Genomic DNA, 14,388 nt, shown 5'->3' with positions numbered 1-14,388 from the left:
CGGTGAAAAGTGGTTAATTTCCTGGCTGGTAGAGCACATCCCACTCGGTGACCAGGTTGCTCCCGCACATGAAGTGGCGCTTTAAGGAGAGCCGGAACATCTCCTCCTCGGTCTCGATATGCATGCCGCCGACGAGCGACGGGGTGTCGGCGCCGCCGACAATGAACGGCAGGTGGATCAGGCGTATCTCGTCCACAAGCCGGTGATTCAGCATCGCCCAGTTCAGCGTCGGCCCCCCCTCGATCATCATCCGGTCGACGCCGTAATCTCTCTTCAGGATGCCCATCAGTTCCGGCAGATCGACCTCTTTCTCGCCCGCGACGACGACGTCGACGCCGCTTTCCCGGAGCCGGGCGACATTCTCCGCCGGCGCGGCCTCACTGACGGCGATGACGGTTCTCGCGTCCGGTCCGAGGACGTTTGCATCCGGCGGGATATCTGCCCGGCTGCTCGGAATGACGCGGAGCGGGCTTTTTCCCTCGACCAGCCTGACCGTCAGGAAGGAGTTGTCGATCCTGATGGTGTTCGCCCCGACCATGATGGCGTCATATTCCGCCCGGGTCTGGTGAAGGAGGAGTTCGGTTTCGGGAGCCATGTACTTCATGAGAATCTTGCTCGAGGCCCCGCGTTTCAGGGTGAGTTTCCCGTCGACGGTGATCTCCGACATCATGAGCACGTGCGGCCTATCGTGTTCTGGCATTGGAATTCGTTCCCGGTGATCTATCTGGCGGGAGCGTTTATGAATCTGGTGATTTTAGCCCGTAAACGGTATTCCGGGTGAAGTGTTGCGCTCTCGTCCATCAGAGCAAAGGTTAAACTCCTTTCGAGCAGATAAAATATGCGATGAATATAACCTCCCTGCGGCCGAAATTCATCAAATATACGGAGCCAATCGCGTCGTTTTTTATACGCCTGGGCGTTACGCCGAATCAGGTCTCGGTACTCTCGGTGCTCTTCGGTTTTTCGTGCGCGCTTGCCTTCGCCGGGCGCCACTTCCTCGCGGGCAGCCTGCTCCTGTTCGTCTCGGCGATCCTCGACCTGGTGGACGGCAACGTCGCCCGGAAAAATCACGCCGAGAGCCGGTTTGGGGCGGTCTTCGACTGGATCGCCGACAAATACGTCGACGCGGCGGTCATCCTCGGCGTGGGGTTCTCCGGCATCCCCATCGTCAGCCACCTCGTCGACGTCCCGCCGGTCGCCGACTTCGGTATCGTGGGGCTGGCGCTCGCGGGATCGCTGATGAACACATTCATCAAGCCGGTCACGTACGCGGAGATCGGGTATTCCGAGAGGGTTGCCGGGAAGATCGAGGATCCCCTCGAGGGGGTCGGCTTCTTCGGCAGGCCCGAGACGATCCTCGTGCTGGTGCTCGGCGGCGTGACCGGGCTCCTCTGGGTTGCGGTCCTCCTCATCGCGGTCTGCACGAACCTCTCCGCGGTCCAGCGGGTCTTCTACCTCTACCGGCGGTATTCCTGACCGGCTCGCAGATCTTTTTTGGGCCTTGAGGAAGCGTAGCGGATGGGCGTTGCAGCCCGCATCCTGACGGTGCTCAAACCGTGCCCTTTGGCCTTCGCGTGAGGCCGTATCATCGCATATAAACTGTTAGTTCACGCGAAGAACGACGCTTCGTCAGAAGCGGAGTTGGAGCACCGTAGGTGCGACTTGCGAGCGTAGCGAGCGTGAGCACCGCCAGGTGCGAGCCGCGAAGAGCGATGGGCGGAACGCCCGGAGCTTGAGCACCGCAGGTGCGAAGAGCGCGAAGATCGGTTTATCTGAGATCAACTCCCCTTCGCGGCTTCGCGTGAGTCCCTGAACTCACTCTGTGCTGAAGTCTCACGCGAAGCGCGACTGGCCGAAGGGTGCGACTGCCGGAACGGCAGGAGCATGAGAAAACGCGAAGCGTTTTCGGGGCAGGAGCGTGATCACCGCAGGTGCGAAGAACGACACTCTGGAGTGCGACTACCGGGCACTTCCCGCCCGGCGTCAACGTTCGGTCTTTCCGGCGTTCGGCCGGACGACCTGCGCGATCTCGCCGCGATAGAGCCGGTAGAGGTTGTCGGCGAGGGTGCCGAGCTGGGGCACGATCATGAAGAGGGTGTACGCGAGGACCACAAGAAAGACGAGCGCCCCGAGTTCCGCCATGACGTTGTGTGCCCAGAAGAAACTCTCGTACCCGAACTCGCCGTTGCCGGCGATCTCGGGGAGGTAGGGGAACCACTGTTCGGTGTAGGCCGTTATCACGAAGACGTTCCGCACGATATTGAGGATGTAGATCGTCGGGAAGACGACGAGGAAGCCGGCGATCTTCTGCTTCAGCGTCGACTGCACGCCCCAGGCGACCCCGAGCATGATCGCGATGCTCTGGATGCCGGTGCAGGCAAGGATGATCTCGGTCTGGAGCCCGTTGCGCTCCATCAGGTTCCAGTCCTGGAAGGTTACGGGGTAGCCGACCGCCGCGAGCACCGCCGAGGTCTGGTCGGCGACGGCTGCAATCAGCCAGTTCCCGAGTGCGGGCATGTAGCCGAAGGGAGCGTAGATCAGGAATGCCACGGCCGCTATCGTCGAGATCTGCATCACCCGGGGGTCGTCGCGGAGCAGGTATTTTGCGGTGATGTAGAGGAAGGGTACCGAGAGGACGGCTATCGCCGGGTACATGAAGTTATTGAGGGAGAAGTAGTAGGGAAGCTCGAGAAAGAGGTATCCGACGATGCTCGCCCACCCGCCGAGTGCGAAGTATTTCCTGAACCTGCCCGGGATGAGAAAGACGAGAAAGCAGATGCAGGAGATCAGCACCAGGTAATCCTTCATCCTTTACCCTTCGCCGTATCCGACTATAATTATTTGTGCACCCGTCCAGTCCGGGCCACCTGTCATGCGAACGGATCATGCTGCGCGACCAAGAATTAATTGCGATTGCCACCCCATTCATTACAATGATGTTCTGTCCGCAGTGTAAAGGTCTGATGATATCGTCCGGTGGTCAGCTGAAATGCAAAAAATGTGGCTATATCCGGGAGATCGATGATTCCGACCGGTTGAAGAAGACAGACAAACGTGTGGAGAAAGAGATCACCATCGTCGACGAGGAGGACAAGATAGCGACCCTCCCGACCGCGAGCATCAAGTGCCCGGAGTGCGACTGCACGACGGCATTCTGGTGGCTGCGGCAGCTGCGTGCGGCTGATGAGAGCGAAGTCAGGTTCTTCCGGTGCACCGCCTGCGGCAAGACCTGGCGCGAGTACGATTGATCCGGCAGGTTTACTGTTCTGATGCCCCTCCGGGGCGCATTTCTTTCTGTTGTTTTCTGGCGAGTTCTTTTCGACTCCACTAGGCCCTATCCCCAACCCCCCGGCATCCATGATGCCCGTATTCTCTGTCCCCCTGCCAGGTGCGGGATCTCGATCCGCACGTAGGAGACGGGCTGATCGATGGGGGACGAAGTCTCGCTTCTGCTACGCTATCGTATCCTGCGGCTGCAGCGGTTCGGTCGGAAAACTCTGCCGCATGAATTCCCTCAACCGTTCGATCAACTCACCGACCTCATCGCCTGTGACGTCGCTTGCATGGTCGCACTTCTCCCGGATCTCGGCAAGATGCCGGATGGTTCTGAGTTGCGTGAGATCAAGGCAATCGTTTTCATACAGCCTTTGCACCAGATGTTCGACAGCGTCCTTCTTCTGGTATTCGAGGCCATACCTGTCGCACAGCGTCTTCAGTTGCCGTTCGAGCGCAACCCCCGCAAGGACGCCCGCGGCACGAGGATGACCCATCCTGCAGAGACAGTCGGCTTCACCGATCTCGCGGTCGATGAAGTCCGACGATATGAGTTCCCGGAGGTTTATTCTCTCGATCCCGAGAACATCCGATACGGAGAGGAGGATACTCCTTTGGATCTCGAAGACGCGCCAGAAATCGTCGATGATCCTGGACTTGTTGCGTGACCGTTGCAGCCGTTCTAACTTGATGTAATCGATAACGCCGTAGTTGCCCTGCGTGTCGCCAAAATAGCAGTGATTGAATTCATCGACCCTTTCGGGGGCATATTCCCTGACGTACCGGTGGGCGACCGTATACCACCGTTGATATTTTCGTAGCGCGTCTCGCTGTTTCTGCTGCTCCTGGCCGGACAACTCGCTCCACTGATTACTCGGAGCGAAGAAGAGTGCTCCTGCAGGATCCGGTTTGTGGATCAGTTCCACGGTTCGAAGTAACCCTATTACAATCCGCTCAATCTCAATTGCGTCGGTCTCAAGTCCGTTTATCGTCTGCTCGATTCCTTCAATCCCCCTCATTCCTTCGCCACCCCGTCCTCCGCGAGCCTCTGCGACTCGCATACCCGCAGGTCGATCTGCCGGCCGGTCGCGTCGAACATCCCGGCGGGGCCGTGGCGCCGGGAGGGGATGGTCTTGTGAATCACCCCGTTGTGCATGGTGATCAATTGGATATGGAAAAGAGGGCGGCAAAAAGGTTGGCATTTGTCCTCACTTAAAACGGCCGCCGCTGACGATTTCACGATCCCCGGCTGCCTCTCGTGTTGCAGCGGCCATACCGGGACACTCTCGTTGCGCGGCACATCGGTACATCCCCGCGGTGCTGATGCTGAGCGCCACGAGTGATGCCGGAAACAGCAGCCCGATAGTGTCTCTCATCATGGGGTGCGTTACGGCTGTTGGAGATCTCTATGGCCTCCACGTTCGTATTCGCGCATCGCACTCAGTCTTTGGGAGCCACCTGTTGTTCGCCTGCATCGTTCTCAGGGCATCTGCGGCGCGCGGCCCCGTGAGGATGCCTGCGTCCACGAGTGCATCCAGTATCCACAATGTCCCGTGGCATTCTATATCATTCTCTCCGGCCATCGTGCGCAAATGACCGTCGCCGGTTACCAGTATGGATTGCGTATCCCGTGCCAGGACGAATGCGGCGAGATCCCTGTAGGAGAGTCCGCGGTGCTCCCGGAGGAGTTCGTAGATCTCCGAAACCTGCCCGGGTTCCAGGTCGGCGATCTGCATGCCGCAGAGCCGTAATCGTTCGTGGGAGATTGTTGCTATCTCGTGGGCGATGAAGTTCGCCATAAGGAAGGTGTAACCGAGATATGGGGGACAATCCAGTATCCCGCCGGTGTCCAGGTCGAAGACGTAGTTCGCATCGATTGAACACTTGACCTTGGCACCTTTCACACGTATCGCCTAGAATGCTTCGACACACTGCTCACCGGGCTGCTCTCCCCCCAATAATTCCTGAGCTCGCGCTGTACTTATCTTCTTCTCGCTAAGAGCGCGGAGCACCAGCAGTTTCATGTGCGTCGGATGTTCGGGCGGCAACGGGGTTCCGGGCTCTGTCTGCCGCCACCCATTACTGTTGAAGAGCAACCAGAGCCGTTTCGACGTCCTCTCTGATATGATCCCGAGGTCGGCAGCCCGATGGAGCCAGGCACTCATGCTCATGCCCCATTTATGCTTGAGAAGATAGAATTCGCGTGGTGATATGTTCCGGCGTCGTTGCCCCAGCTCCCGAAACGCCATCTCTTTCGGTACGAGGAACGCAGCGGCAAATCGATGGGCCGCCGTTTCTTCATCGACGTCCCCTTCAATCCGGAGCAGAAGGTGTCCGAGTTCGTGGGCAAGGTTGAACCGCTGGCGGTCCCCTGGGGTGTCGTTGTTTATGGCTATAACCGGCGTGTTATCATCGTAATAGAATGTCAGAGCGTCGAACTTATCCGTGGCTCCGATGATGCCGACCTTAATGCCGTGCTGCTCCAGCACATCCATGACGCTCTCAATGGGATCCAGGCCCAGGTTCCACTCATCACGAACTTTCTGGGCCACATCTTCGATCTCCCCCAGGCTTGTTATGCGGCAATCCTCCCTTGAAGGGAGCAAGAGAGGCTTCTCCTCACCCAGAATCAACTCGATCTCGAGATATCTTTCGAGCCATTCCTGAACTTTTGCATGTATCTGGCTTTCCTCTCGCTTTTTCAGCGGTTTCCGGCACCGATACTGCGGCTCGGAAAGATCCACGGATATGGAGCGGAAGAAGTAATCGACGTTCACTCCGAGCATCTCGCTCATCTGAATCAGGAGCCCCGATCTCGGGGTGACTTCGCCGTTCTCGTACTTCGAGATCGCCATGGCGCTCAGGCCCATCTTTTCGGCCAGATTCCGCTGGCTCAATCCCGCGCCAATGCGTGCGGATTTTATCCGTTCTCCAATGGTCATCTCATCTCACCGCCAAGCGCCGGGTTTACGATTGCTTTGTTATTTATTGTTTTGTAAACTACATGGTGTCTCGCGATATTTGTATATATTCGTTCTGGTATGGTGGCGGCGTTGAGCGGGTCGGGTCGTCCATCACGTGCATCTGGTCAGGCAGGCGATTCACCGTTCACATTACCGATGCCGGGAAGTACATTGCCTGCGTGAGCGGTCTGCTTGGGAAAACGCTGGTGGGTAGGGTTAATCAAGTTGAGCGCACTCTGAAATTACTTTTATCTCTCCCTTCTTGTCCCAGGAAGAGTCCATTCACCCACACGACCACGGACGGAGGCTGCCCCTCTTTTCGCGCGACATCGCCCTCCGACGAAGAGGCCGGTGTCCGGCTGATCCAATCCCTGTCCTAACCCAGGAATCGCCCTTCCCGCGTGCCAATCCGCCAAAATCCCTCAAGGGTTGCACATTTCTGCTTGGCAGACACCCCTCCCGGTGCGGTCCCGGCAACCATTCCCGGCCAGGACCCCTCTGACGAAACCGTCCCTTCAACCAGAATGTTGATATACAATATACATTATTAATAATGTATAATAAGGGGTAATAGGATGGCTGAAGATTTTAACGTCAAACTCGAGGAGGCGAAGTACTATACCCCCGAAGCCAGCTGCAGGGAGCAGTCCTGGGTCGGGGACTACAACCAGGCCTACCGGGAGTTTCTTGCGGACCCCGACGGGTTCTGGGACTGCGTCGCCAAGGAGCTTGAGTGGTTCCAGCCCTGGGACCGGGTGAAGGAGTGGAACTACCCCTACGCCAGGTGGTTCCTCAACGGCAAACTCAACATCACCCACAACTGCCTGGATCGCCACGTCTACAACCAGCGGCGCAACAAGGTCGCGATCATGTGGCGGGGAGAGACCGAAGAGGAGGAGCGGATCCTCACCTACCGCCAGCTCTTCCAGGCCGTCTGTCGGTTCGCAAACGGCCTGAAGCGTCTCGGCGTCGGGAAGGGCGACCGCGTCTGCATCTACATGCCGGTGGTGCCCGAACAGATCGTCGCCATGCTCGCCTGCGCCCGGATCGGGGCCATCCACACGGTCGTCTTCGGCGGGTTCGGCGTCAGTGCACTCAATCAGCGCATCACGGGCACCGATGCAAAGGTGGTCGTCACCGCCGACGTCACCTACCGGCGCGGTAAGGCAATTCCGCTCAAGAATATCGTCGAGGAGGCGGTCGTCAACGCACCCTCCGTCGAGCGGATCGTCATCCTCCGGCGCGACGACGACAAGCCCGTGGAGCTCCACCCCGAGATGGAGGTGGACTACTACGACCTGATGGAGGGCGTCGAGCGGGAGTGCCCGGCCGAACCGATGGACGCCGAAGACCCGCTCTTCATCCTCTACACGAGCGGCACCACCGGATCCCCGAAGGGCATCGTGCACACCTGCGGCGGCTACATGGTCGGGACCTACTACACCACCCGCCACGTCTTCGACGTCAAGGACAACGACATCTACTGGTGCACCGCCGACCCCGGGTGGATCACCGGTCACAGTTACGGCGTCTACGGCCCGCTCCTGAACGGCGCCACCTGCCTCATCGCCGAGGCCACCCCCGACTACCCGGATCCGGGCACCTACTGGGACCTCATCGAGGAGTACGGCGTCACCATCTTCTACACCGCACCGACGGCCATCCGGATGTTCATGCGGGTGGGCGAAGAGTGGCCGGACCGCTACAACCTCTCGTCGCTCCGCATCCTCGGGTCGGTCGGCGAGCCGCTCAACCCCGAGGCGTTCGAGTGGTTCTACCGCACCATCGGCAAAGACCGGTGCCCGATCGTGGACACCTGGTGGCAGACCGAGACCGGGATGCACATGGTGACCACGATGATCGGCGAGCCGATGCGCCCCGGATTCGCCGGGAAGCCGATCCCGGGCGTCGTCGCGGACGTCGTCGATATGGCGGGCAACCCGTGTCCGCCGGGCACGGGCGGCCTCCTGGTCGTCAGGGAGCCCTGGCCGTCGATGATGCGAACGATCTGGAACGACGATGAGCGGTACTGCAAGTACTGGAACACCGTTCCCGGCTGCTACACCGCGGCCGACCTCGCGGTGAAGGACAAGGACGGCTACATCATGGTCATCGGGCGGTCCGACGACCTGATCGTCGTCGCCGGGCACAACATCGGGACGGCCGAGGTCGAGAGCGCGCTCGTCTCCCACGAGGCCGTGGCGGAAGCCGCCGTCATCGGGAAACCCGACGCCCTGAAGGGGAACACCATAAAAGCCTTCGTCATCCTCAGGAACGGCCAAAAACCCGGCGAAAAACTGAGAAACGATCTCGTCTACCACGTCAGGATGACGCTCGGTCCCATCGCCATACCGTCCGAGATTGACTTCGTCGATTCGCTCCCCAAGACCCGGAGCGGCAAGATCATGAGGCGGGTCCTGAAAGCACAGGAGCTGGGTATGGACCCCGGTGATATCTCGACTTTGGAAGAGTAGAAAACCAACTCTTTATATACCTTTTTTAAGCATGCTATATATATGAATGAGCACAGACCAGAGGAGTCCCTCAAGATAGAAAATATCGTCGCTTCCGCGAAAGTGACGGATTCTCTTGATCTGCCTTCTCTTGCTTCCCGGCTGAAGGACGCGGAATACAATAAAAAGCGGTTCCCCGGCGTCGTTCTCCGGATGCAGGACCCGAAAATCGCCGCGCTCGTCTTCGGTTCCGGCAAGGTCGTCCTGACCGGTGCAAAGAGCATCGACAACCTCTCCCGGGGCCTGCAAATCCTCGCCGATCAGTTGCGGGCGCTCGACATCGACATCCCCGAGAACCCTGAGTATAAGATCCAGAACATCGTCACGTCCGCAGACCTCGGGACGCCGATCAACCTCAATAAGATCGCCGTGGGCTTCAATCTGGACAAGATCGAGTACGAGCCCGAACAGTTCCCCGGGCTCGTATACCGGCTCGACGACCCCAAGGTGGTCGTCCTCCTGTTCGGGTCCGGCAAACTGATCATCACGGGCGGCAAGGTGCCCGAGGATGCCCAGCGTGCGGTAAAGCGGATTCTCTCCGAACTCTCCAGTCTCGGTCTCATCTGAAACCCGTTAGTCCTTCTCTTTTTTTTTACAGACCATACGGGCCTTTGGGCCGTTGGTTTCCATACGGGCCTTTGGGCCGTTGGTTCCCATACGGGCCGTTTTGAATCTTCGGCGCTACCCGGTAGCTATGGATACCCCGGCCGATGGCGTGACCCCCGTTTTCCGGCCTCCCGATCGTTCTCTCTCCCGCTGGAGAGCACTCTCCTGCTGCCGGTGGAAGCGTGATCCGGTGAAGAAAAGACCGTTCTCAAGGGTTTGATGCTTCATCTATTCACTTAAAACAATCACAATCGCCGGATCTCCTATTGAAATAATAATATTTTTATAGTCAGATTTAAAACAATAGATACTATCTGATGGTGAATGGATGAGGTCCGATAAGGTACGGTATTTTACGCCACGCGATGAAGAACTCGCCGAGCTCCTGATGGGTATCGGAATCAAACGAAACGTCTCCAAAGTGCTCGTATACCTGGCAAATATCGAGGAAGCGACATCCCGGGACATCGAGCGCGGCACCGATCTCCGCCAGCCCGAAGTCAGCATCGCCATGCGCTACCTCAAAGAATGTAACTGGATCGATACCCGCGAGAGCAAGTCGGAGAGCAAAGGAAGGCCGGTGAAGATCTACACGCTCTCGCGCTCAATAACGGAGATCATGGATACAATCGAGAAAGAAAAGAAGAAGGAAGCCCGGCATCAGTTAGACCTCATCCAGAAGATGCGGGAATGCATCTCAATGCAGTGATACGACGCTGCAACCCTTCTCCTCACCGACAATAACCGTTATTTTTTCTGTGTAGGCCGAGAACAGGCCGCACTCCAGTGTACCGGGGATCGAGGCAATCGCCGTCTCCAGGCGCCCGGGGTCCGCGATCGTCCCGAAACTGCAGTCGAGGATGAAGTTGCCGTTGTCGGTGACGACCGGCCCGTCTTTCTTCACCGCTTCCCGGAGGACCGGGTCGGCACCGAGCGCCGCAAGCCGGCGCGAGACCGCCTCCACGGCGAACGGGAGCACCTCGACCGGCACGGGCGCGTTCAGGGCCTCCACCATCTTTGTCCCATCAACGACGATGACCGCTCTTTGTGCCGCGTCGCAGACGCACTTCTCCCGGAGGAGCGCGGCACCGCGCCCCTTGATCAGGCAGAGAGCCGGATCGACCTGGTCGGCCCCGTCGATGGCGATATCGAGTTCGGGATACTCGTCGAGGCTCGTGAGGGGGATGCCGTACCGGCGTGCCCGGATGGCCGCCTGGTAGGACGTCGGGACGCCGGCAATGGAGAGCCGGTCCTCTGCTATCCGCTTGCCCAGCCGCTCCATCGCGAAGAAGACGGTCGACCCGGTGCCGAGTCCGACGACCATCCCGTCCTCGACCTCTTCTGCCGCCCGGTAGCCTGCGTTCCGCTTTTCTGCACTCATGCTGTACTCTTCTCCTCCCGTTCAGATATGCATACCGTCGAAGATGGCCTTGAGTTCGTCCGCGGCGGCATAAGCCGTGCAGTCGAGCGTGATCGGCGTGATGGAGACGTTGCCCCTCTGCACCGCGTGCACGTCGGTGCCCTCCTCCGCATCCTCGTATAGCGGCCCGTCGATCCAGTAGTAGGGACGGCCGCGCGGGTCGAGGCGCTCCTCCACGCCGGTGTAGAAGAGCTTCTCGGCAAGACGGGTGATCTCGTATCCCCCGCGCACCCGTGCCGGGATATTCACGTTGATGACGTGAGCTTTTCCGGGGAACCCGTTTGCAAGCACCCTCTCGCAGGTCTCGCGGACCACCCTCTTCGCGTCGGAGTACCGGTCGATGATCCGCGAGGGGTCGTCGAACTTGTCGCCCTGGTCCTCCACCTGGAGCGAGAAGGCAAGAGACGGCACCCCCTGGTTCGCCGCCTCGAGTGCGGCCCCGACGGTTCCCGAGGTCATGATCGACTCGAACGAGAGGTTCTCGCCGATGTTGACCCCGCTGACCACGAGGTCGGGGTTCAGGCGCAGCGCGAACAGCCCGATGATCACGGCATCGGTCGGTTTCCCGCCGACCGAGTAGGCGGTCACGCCGTTCATCGTCACCTGATTCGCACGGATAGGCTCGAAGATGGAGATGGACCTTCCTACGGCGCTCTGCTGGGTGGCGGGCGCGACCACGGTGACGTCGGCGATCGGCGCGAGCGCGTCGTATGCCGCCCAGAGTCCCGTAGAGGTTATCCCGTCGTCGTTGGTGAGCAGAATCTTGGGCTTCATCCTTGTCTATAGGGATGGTCCCCGCGCATCAAAAACCTGCCCGATCGTCAGGGTCAAGTCCTCTGTAGCTAACCTCTACTGCAATGAAGGTCTTTCTCGCCGAATACTCCGTATGCAACGACCCCGAGCTTGCGCCCGAGGGCGCCGCCATGCTCGCCGCCATAAGCGAGAGTTTTGAGCGGTGCGGTTACGACGTGGTGACGCCGGAGAGCCCCGACTTCGAGGGCGAGATCAAAAGGCTCGCGCCGGAGTGCGACGTGGGCATGGTCATCGCACCGGATCATCTCCTCTTCCGGTACACGCATCTCCTCGAAGGGTTGACCCACAACGTCGGGTGCGGGAGCATGAACGCGGCGGTCTGCGCCAACAAGCAGCGGACGGCAGATATCCTCTCCCGGAACGGTATAGCCGTCCCCCCCGCTGCCGGGGAAGGGAGGAGAGTCGTCAAACCGATCATGGGCTGCGGCGCCCTGGGTGTCCGGCTGACGGATGAGGAGCCGGGAGCCGGTGAGTTTGCACAGGCCTACGTCGAAGGAGAGGCGCTGAGCGTGAGCCTGGTGGGGAGCAGGGTGACCGGCAACGTCTGCGAGTTCTACACGGGCGCCGCGCCGCTCCTGCTCGCCGTCAACCGGCAGGAGATCGCCGTCGCGGACGACGGGAGGTTCCTCTACCTCGGGGGAGAGACGCCCGTCCATCCCGATCGCGAGGAGGAGATCGTCGATGCCGCCGTGCGGGCGATGAACGTCCTCGGGTGCCAGGGGTACGCCGGGATCGACGTCGTCGTCGGTGACCGGATCTACGTCGTGGACGTCAACCCGAGGCCCACGACCAGCCTGGTCGGCATCACGGCCGTCATGGAAGAGGAGATCGCCGATATCCTTGTTGCAGCGTCGCACGGCGAGGCCCCGGCGGAGGTGCACCTCTCCGGGAGGGTGCGGTTCGACAAGGACGGGGGGCTTCACCGGCTATGATCGGGATCGACATCGGCGGCGCGAACCTCAAGGTCGTCGACGATACCGGCGTGCATATCCACTACTGCCCCCTCTGGCAGGGCGCGCCGCTCGCCGATCTCCTCAAACCCTATGCCGGAAAACCCGCCGCCGTGGTGATGAGCGGGGAGCTTGCCGACTGCTTTGCGAGCAAGATGGACGGCATCCGGTGGATCGTCGAAGCGGTGCAGGAGGTCATTCCCGGCGCCGTCTTCTACGGCACCGACGCGGCGTTCCATACCCGGCCGGTTCCGGCCCTTGCCGCCGCGAACTGGCTGGCGTCGGCCGACTACCTGCGGGAGAACTACGCCGACGCGGTGCTCCTCGACGTGGGAAGCACCACCGCCGACGTCATCTCCCTGAACCGTTTTGAGGACCTCAAGGGGCTGACCGACACCCGGCGGCTGCAGGAGCAGTACCTCGTCTACACCGGCATGCTCCGGACGAACGTCGCGACGCTGGTATCGTCGGTCATGCTCGACGGGACGGCGACCCCGGTGAGCACCGAGTACTTCGCCGCAAGCGGCGACGCGCACCTCCTGCTCGGCCACATCGCCCCGGAGGACTACACCTCGCCTGCACCCGACGACGGCGAGAAGACCCCCGAAGCGGCGCTCCGGAGACTTGCCCGGGTGGTCTGCGCCGATCTCGACGAGATAGGGCGGGACGGAGCGTTGGCGGTCGCCCGGCAGTTCTGGGATGCCCAGCGAACACTGATCGCCCGCGCAGTAGAGCATGCGGTATCCCGGAGCGGTTCCGGGCGGCTGATCACGGCCGGCATCGGAGCGGACCTCTTTGCCCGAGAACTCGGCGGCGTTACGCTTGAAGAGGAGATCGGGGAGGTCTCGGACGCACTGCCGGCATACGCGGTCAGGGAGGTGGCGCTACGGCGATCCGGTGGAGCCTGACCCTTCTTCTGCTCGCGGTATCGGTCGCCGTCACGGCCGTATCGCTGGCGTCAGGATTCCCGTTCTTCTTTCTCTTCCTGTTCATACCGCTGATCCCGCTCTTCGGGCGCCCTCCTGTTGCGAAACGCTGCCCTGCCTGCGGGTGGGAAACCGCAGGCGGCGAGCGCTTCTGCCCCTACGATGGGACGCCGCTCACGGTCGAGGGTGAAGGTGGCGAGGTTTAAGAGGGAGAGCGGTAACAGGAAGCCGAAGAGATCGGTTGCGGGGATCGCCCCGAAGTCGCGGGAGGCGTAGTTCCGGATCGTTCCCCGGTCGACGACGATCCCCATTGCCCGGAGGTGTTGCGCCACCTGGTTGAAGGGCATCTGCCGTGAGAGAAGGAGGCAGAGATCGACGATGGGCGACGCGAGACGGGTATCGGGATAAAAAGGGGCGTCCGCATAGCAGAGGGCGCCGCAGTCCTGGCAGTAGAACCGCTTCACGAAGACCCGGATGGTGCGTTCTCTTTCGTTATCGAGCATGACGGCAAACCGTTTTGCCCGCATATCATGCCCGATCACCTGACCCCCGCACGACGGGCAGGCGTCGAGATCGGCGAATATCACCCCGTCCATCGACGCGAGGGCGTTTCCCACCAGATCGACGAGCATCGGTGGGATTGGCACTGTCTTCTTCGCTATGGCAACTCTCTCCCGTGCAAGTTGTATGAATGGGGTATGCATCCACCGATAATAACATCTCCTGTCAAACGGGAACGGACGGATAAACGTTCCCGCACGCAGGGGAGTGCCCCGGAAAACGCACGTTTTTTTCTTTTCGGCCCTTGTCGCGCAGATTCGGAACGGTTTTCCTGGCTCCCGACTGCCCGGAGATGCTTCCGCGGAGCACCGGTTCAGCACTTATGTCTGGTTCCGATCCCGATTAAAGCCGGTGTTCCGGTGA

General features: G+C 60.3%; 16 protein-coding genes. 7 read left to right on the top strand and 9 right to left on the bottom strand.

Annotated features, from left to right (window positions below; genetic code table 11):
* Window positions 1–13: 13 nt before the first annotated feature.
* Window positions 14–700, bottom strand: coding sequence for a dihydrofolate reductase family protein (locus MEMAR_RS06845; protein WP_011844238.1), 687 nt, complete (start codon window positions 698–700; stop codon window positions 14–16).
* Between the two features lie 143 nt (window positions 701–843).
* On the opposite strand from MEMAR_RS06845, the gene MEMAR_RS06840 reads away from it, so the two are divergent.
* Entirely contained in the window at window positions 844–1,476 is a 633-nt protein-coding gene (locus MEMAR_RS06840; protein WP_011844237.1) for a CDP-alcohol phosphatidyltransferase family protein, read from the top strand.
* Between the two features lie 507 nt (window positions 1,477–1,983).
* On the opposite strand, the gene artA is transcribed toward MEMAR_RS06840, so the two are convergent.
* Window positions 1,984–2,808 (bottom strand): archaeosortase A, encoded by an 825-nt coding sequence (gene artA, locus MEMAR_RS06835; RefSeq protein ID WP_011844236.1) that lies wholly within the window; start codon window positions 2,806–2,808, stop codon window positions 1,984–1,986.
* A 125-nt stretch (window positions 2,809–2,933) separates the two neighbouring features.
* On the opposite strand from artA, the gene MEMAR_RS06830 reads away from it, so the two are divergent.
* Window positions 2,934–3,248: a transcription factor S gene (locus MEMAR_RS06830; protein WP_011844235.1), complete on the top strand. Its 315-nt coding sequence runs from the start codon at window positions 2,934–2,936 to the stop codon at window positions 3,246–3,248.
* Between the two features lie 204 nt (window positions 3,249–3,452).
* Here the strand turns inward: MEMAR_RS06830 and MEMAR_RS06825 are convergent, their stop codons facing one another.
* From MEMAR_RS06825 to MEMAR_RS06815, 4 genes are all read right to left on the bottom strand, one after another.
* Window positions 3,453–4,292 (bottom strand): hypothetical protein, encoded by an 840-nt coding sequence (locus MEMAR_RS06825; protein WP_011844234.1) that lies wholly within the window; start codon window positions 4,290–4,292, stop codon window positions 3,453–3,455.
* Window positions 4,289–4,429 carry a hypothetical protein gene (locus MEMAR_RS13135; protein WP_187147912.1) on the bottom strand — a complete coding sequence of 47 codons (141 nt, stop codon included), beginning with the start codon at window positions 4,427–4,429 and terminating at the stop codon, window positions 4,289–4,291. The genes MEMAR_RS06825 and MEMAR_RS13135 overlap by 4 nt, the downstream gene beginning before the upstream one ends.
* Window positions 4,430–4,679: 250 nt before the next feature.
* A complete protein-coding gene (locus MEMAR_RS06820; RefSeq protein WP_011844232.1) occupies window positions 4,680–5,177 on the bottom strand; it encodes a DUF3368 domain-containing protein in 498 nt (165 codons plus the stop codon).
* Between the two features lie 9 nt (window positions 5,178–5,186).
* Complete coding sequence (locus MEMAR_RS06815; RefSeq protein ID WP_011844231.1) at window positions 5,187–6,215, bottom strand: helix-turn-helix domain-containing protein; 1,029 nt, start codon at window positions 6,213–6,215, stop codon at window positions 5,187–5,189.
* 596 nt (window positions 6,216–6,811) lie between these two features.
* On the opposite strand from MEMAR_RS06815, the gene acs reads away from it, so the two are divergent.
* The 3 genes from acs (at window position 6,812) to MEMAR_RS06800 (ending at window position 10,064) form a co-directional block, all read left to right on the top strand.
* Window positions 6,812–8,710 (top strand): acetate--CoA ligase, encoded by a 1,899-nt coding sequence (gene acs / locus MEMAR_RS06810; protein WP_011844229.1) that lies wholly within the window; start codon window positions 6,812–6,814, stop codon window positions 8,708–8,710.
* 42 nt (window positions 8,711–8,752) lie between these two features.
* Window positions 8,753–9,316: a TATA-box-binding protein gene (locus MEMAR_RS06805; protein WP_011844228.1), complete on the top strand. Its 564-nt coding sequence runs from the start codon at window positions 8,753–8,755 to the stop codon at window positions 9,314–9,316.
* A gap of 367 nt (window positions 9,317–9,683) precedes the next feature.
* The gene (locus MEMAR_RS06800) at window positions 9,684–10,064 is read left to right on the top strand and encodes a TrmB family transcriptional regulator (RefSeq protein WP_011844227.1); all 381 of its coding nucleotides are present in this window, start codon (window positions 9,684–9,686) and stop codon (window positions 10,062–10,064) included.
* Here the strand turns inward: MEMAR_RS06800 and rpiA are convergent.
* Complete coding sequence (gene rpiA, locus MEMAR_RS06795) at window positions 10,053–10,736, bottom strand: ribose-5-phosphate isomerase RpiA (RefSeq protein ID WP_011844226.1); 684 nt, start codon at window positions 10,734–10,736, stop codon at window positions 10,053–10,055. The genes MEMAR_RS06800 and rpiA overlap by 12 nt on opposite strands.
* Window positions 10,737–10,757: 21 nt before the next feature.
* Window positions 10,758–11,549 (bottom strand): 5'/3'-nucleotidase SurE, encoded by a 792-nt coding sequence (gene surE / locus MEMAR_RS06790; protein ID WP_011844225.1) that lies wholly within the window; start codon window positions 11,547–11,549, stop codon window positions 10,758–10,760.
* Window positions 11,550–11,632: 83 nt separating this feature from the next.
* Here surE and MEMAR_RS06785 point away from each other — a divergent pair, with 83 nt between their 5' ends.
* Window positions 11,633–12,520, top strand: coding sequence for an ATP-grasp domain-containing protein (locus MEMAR_RS06785; protein ID WP_011844224.1), 888 nt, complete (start codon window positions 11,633–11,635; stop codon window positions 12,518–12,520).
* Window positions 12,517–13,446, top strand: a complete 930-nt coding sequence (locus MEMAR_RS06780; RefSeq protein WP_011844223.1) for a hydantoinase/oxoprolinase family protein — start codon at window positions 12,517–12,519, stop codon at window positions 13,444–13,446. The genes MEMAR_RS06785 and MEMAR_RS06780 overlap by 4 nt, the downstream gene beginning before the upstream one ends.
* A gap of 50 nt (window positions 13,447–13,496) precedes the next feature.
* Here MEMAR_RS06780 and MEMAR_RS06775 read toward each other — a convergent pair whose 3' ends face one another.
* Window positions 13,497–14,111, bottom strand: a complete 615-nt coding sequence (locus tag MEMAR_RS06775) for a hypothetical protein (protein WP_187147911.1) — start codon at window positions 14,109–14,111, stop codon at window positions 13,497–13,499.
* Between the last annotated feature and the right edge of the window lie 277 nt (window positions 14,112–14,388).

The organism is Methanoculleus marisnigri JR1 (assembly GCF_000015825.1).
Taxonomy (GTDB): domain Archaea; phylum Halobacteriota; class Methanomicrobia; order Methanomicrobiales; family Methanoculleaceae; genus Methanoculleus; species Methanoculleus marisnigri.
This window is presented reverse-complemented; position numbering and strand designations above follow the sequence as displayed.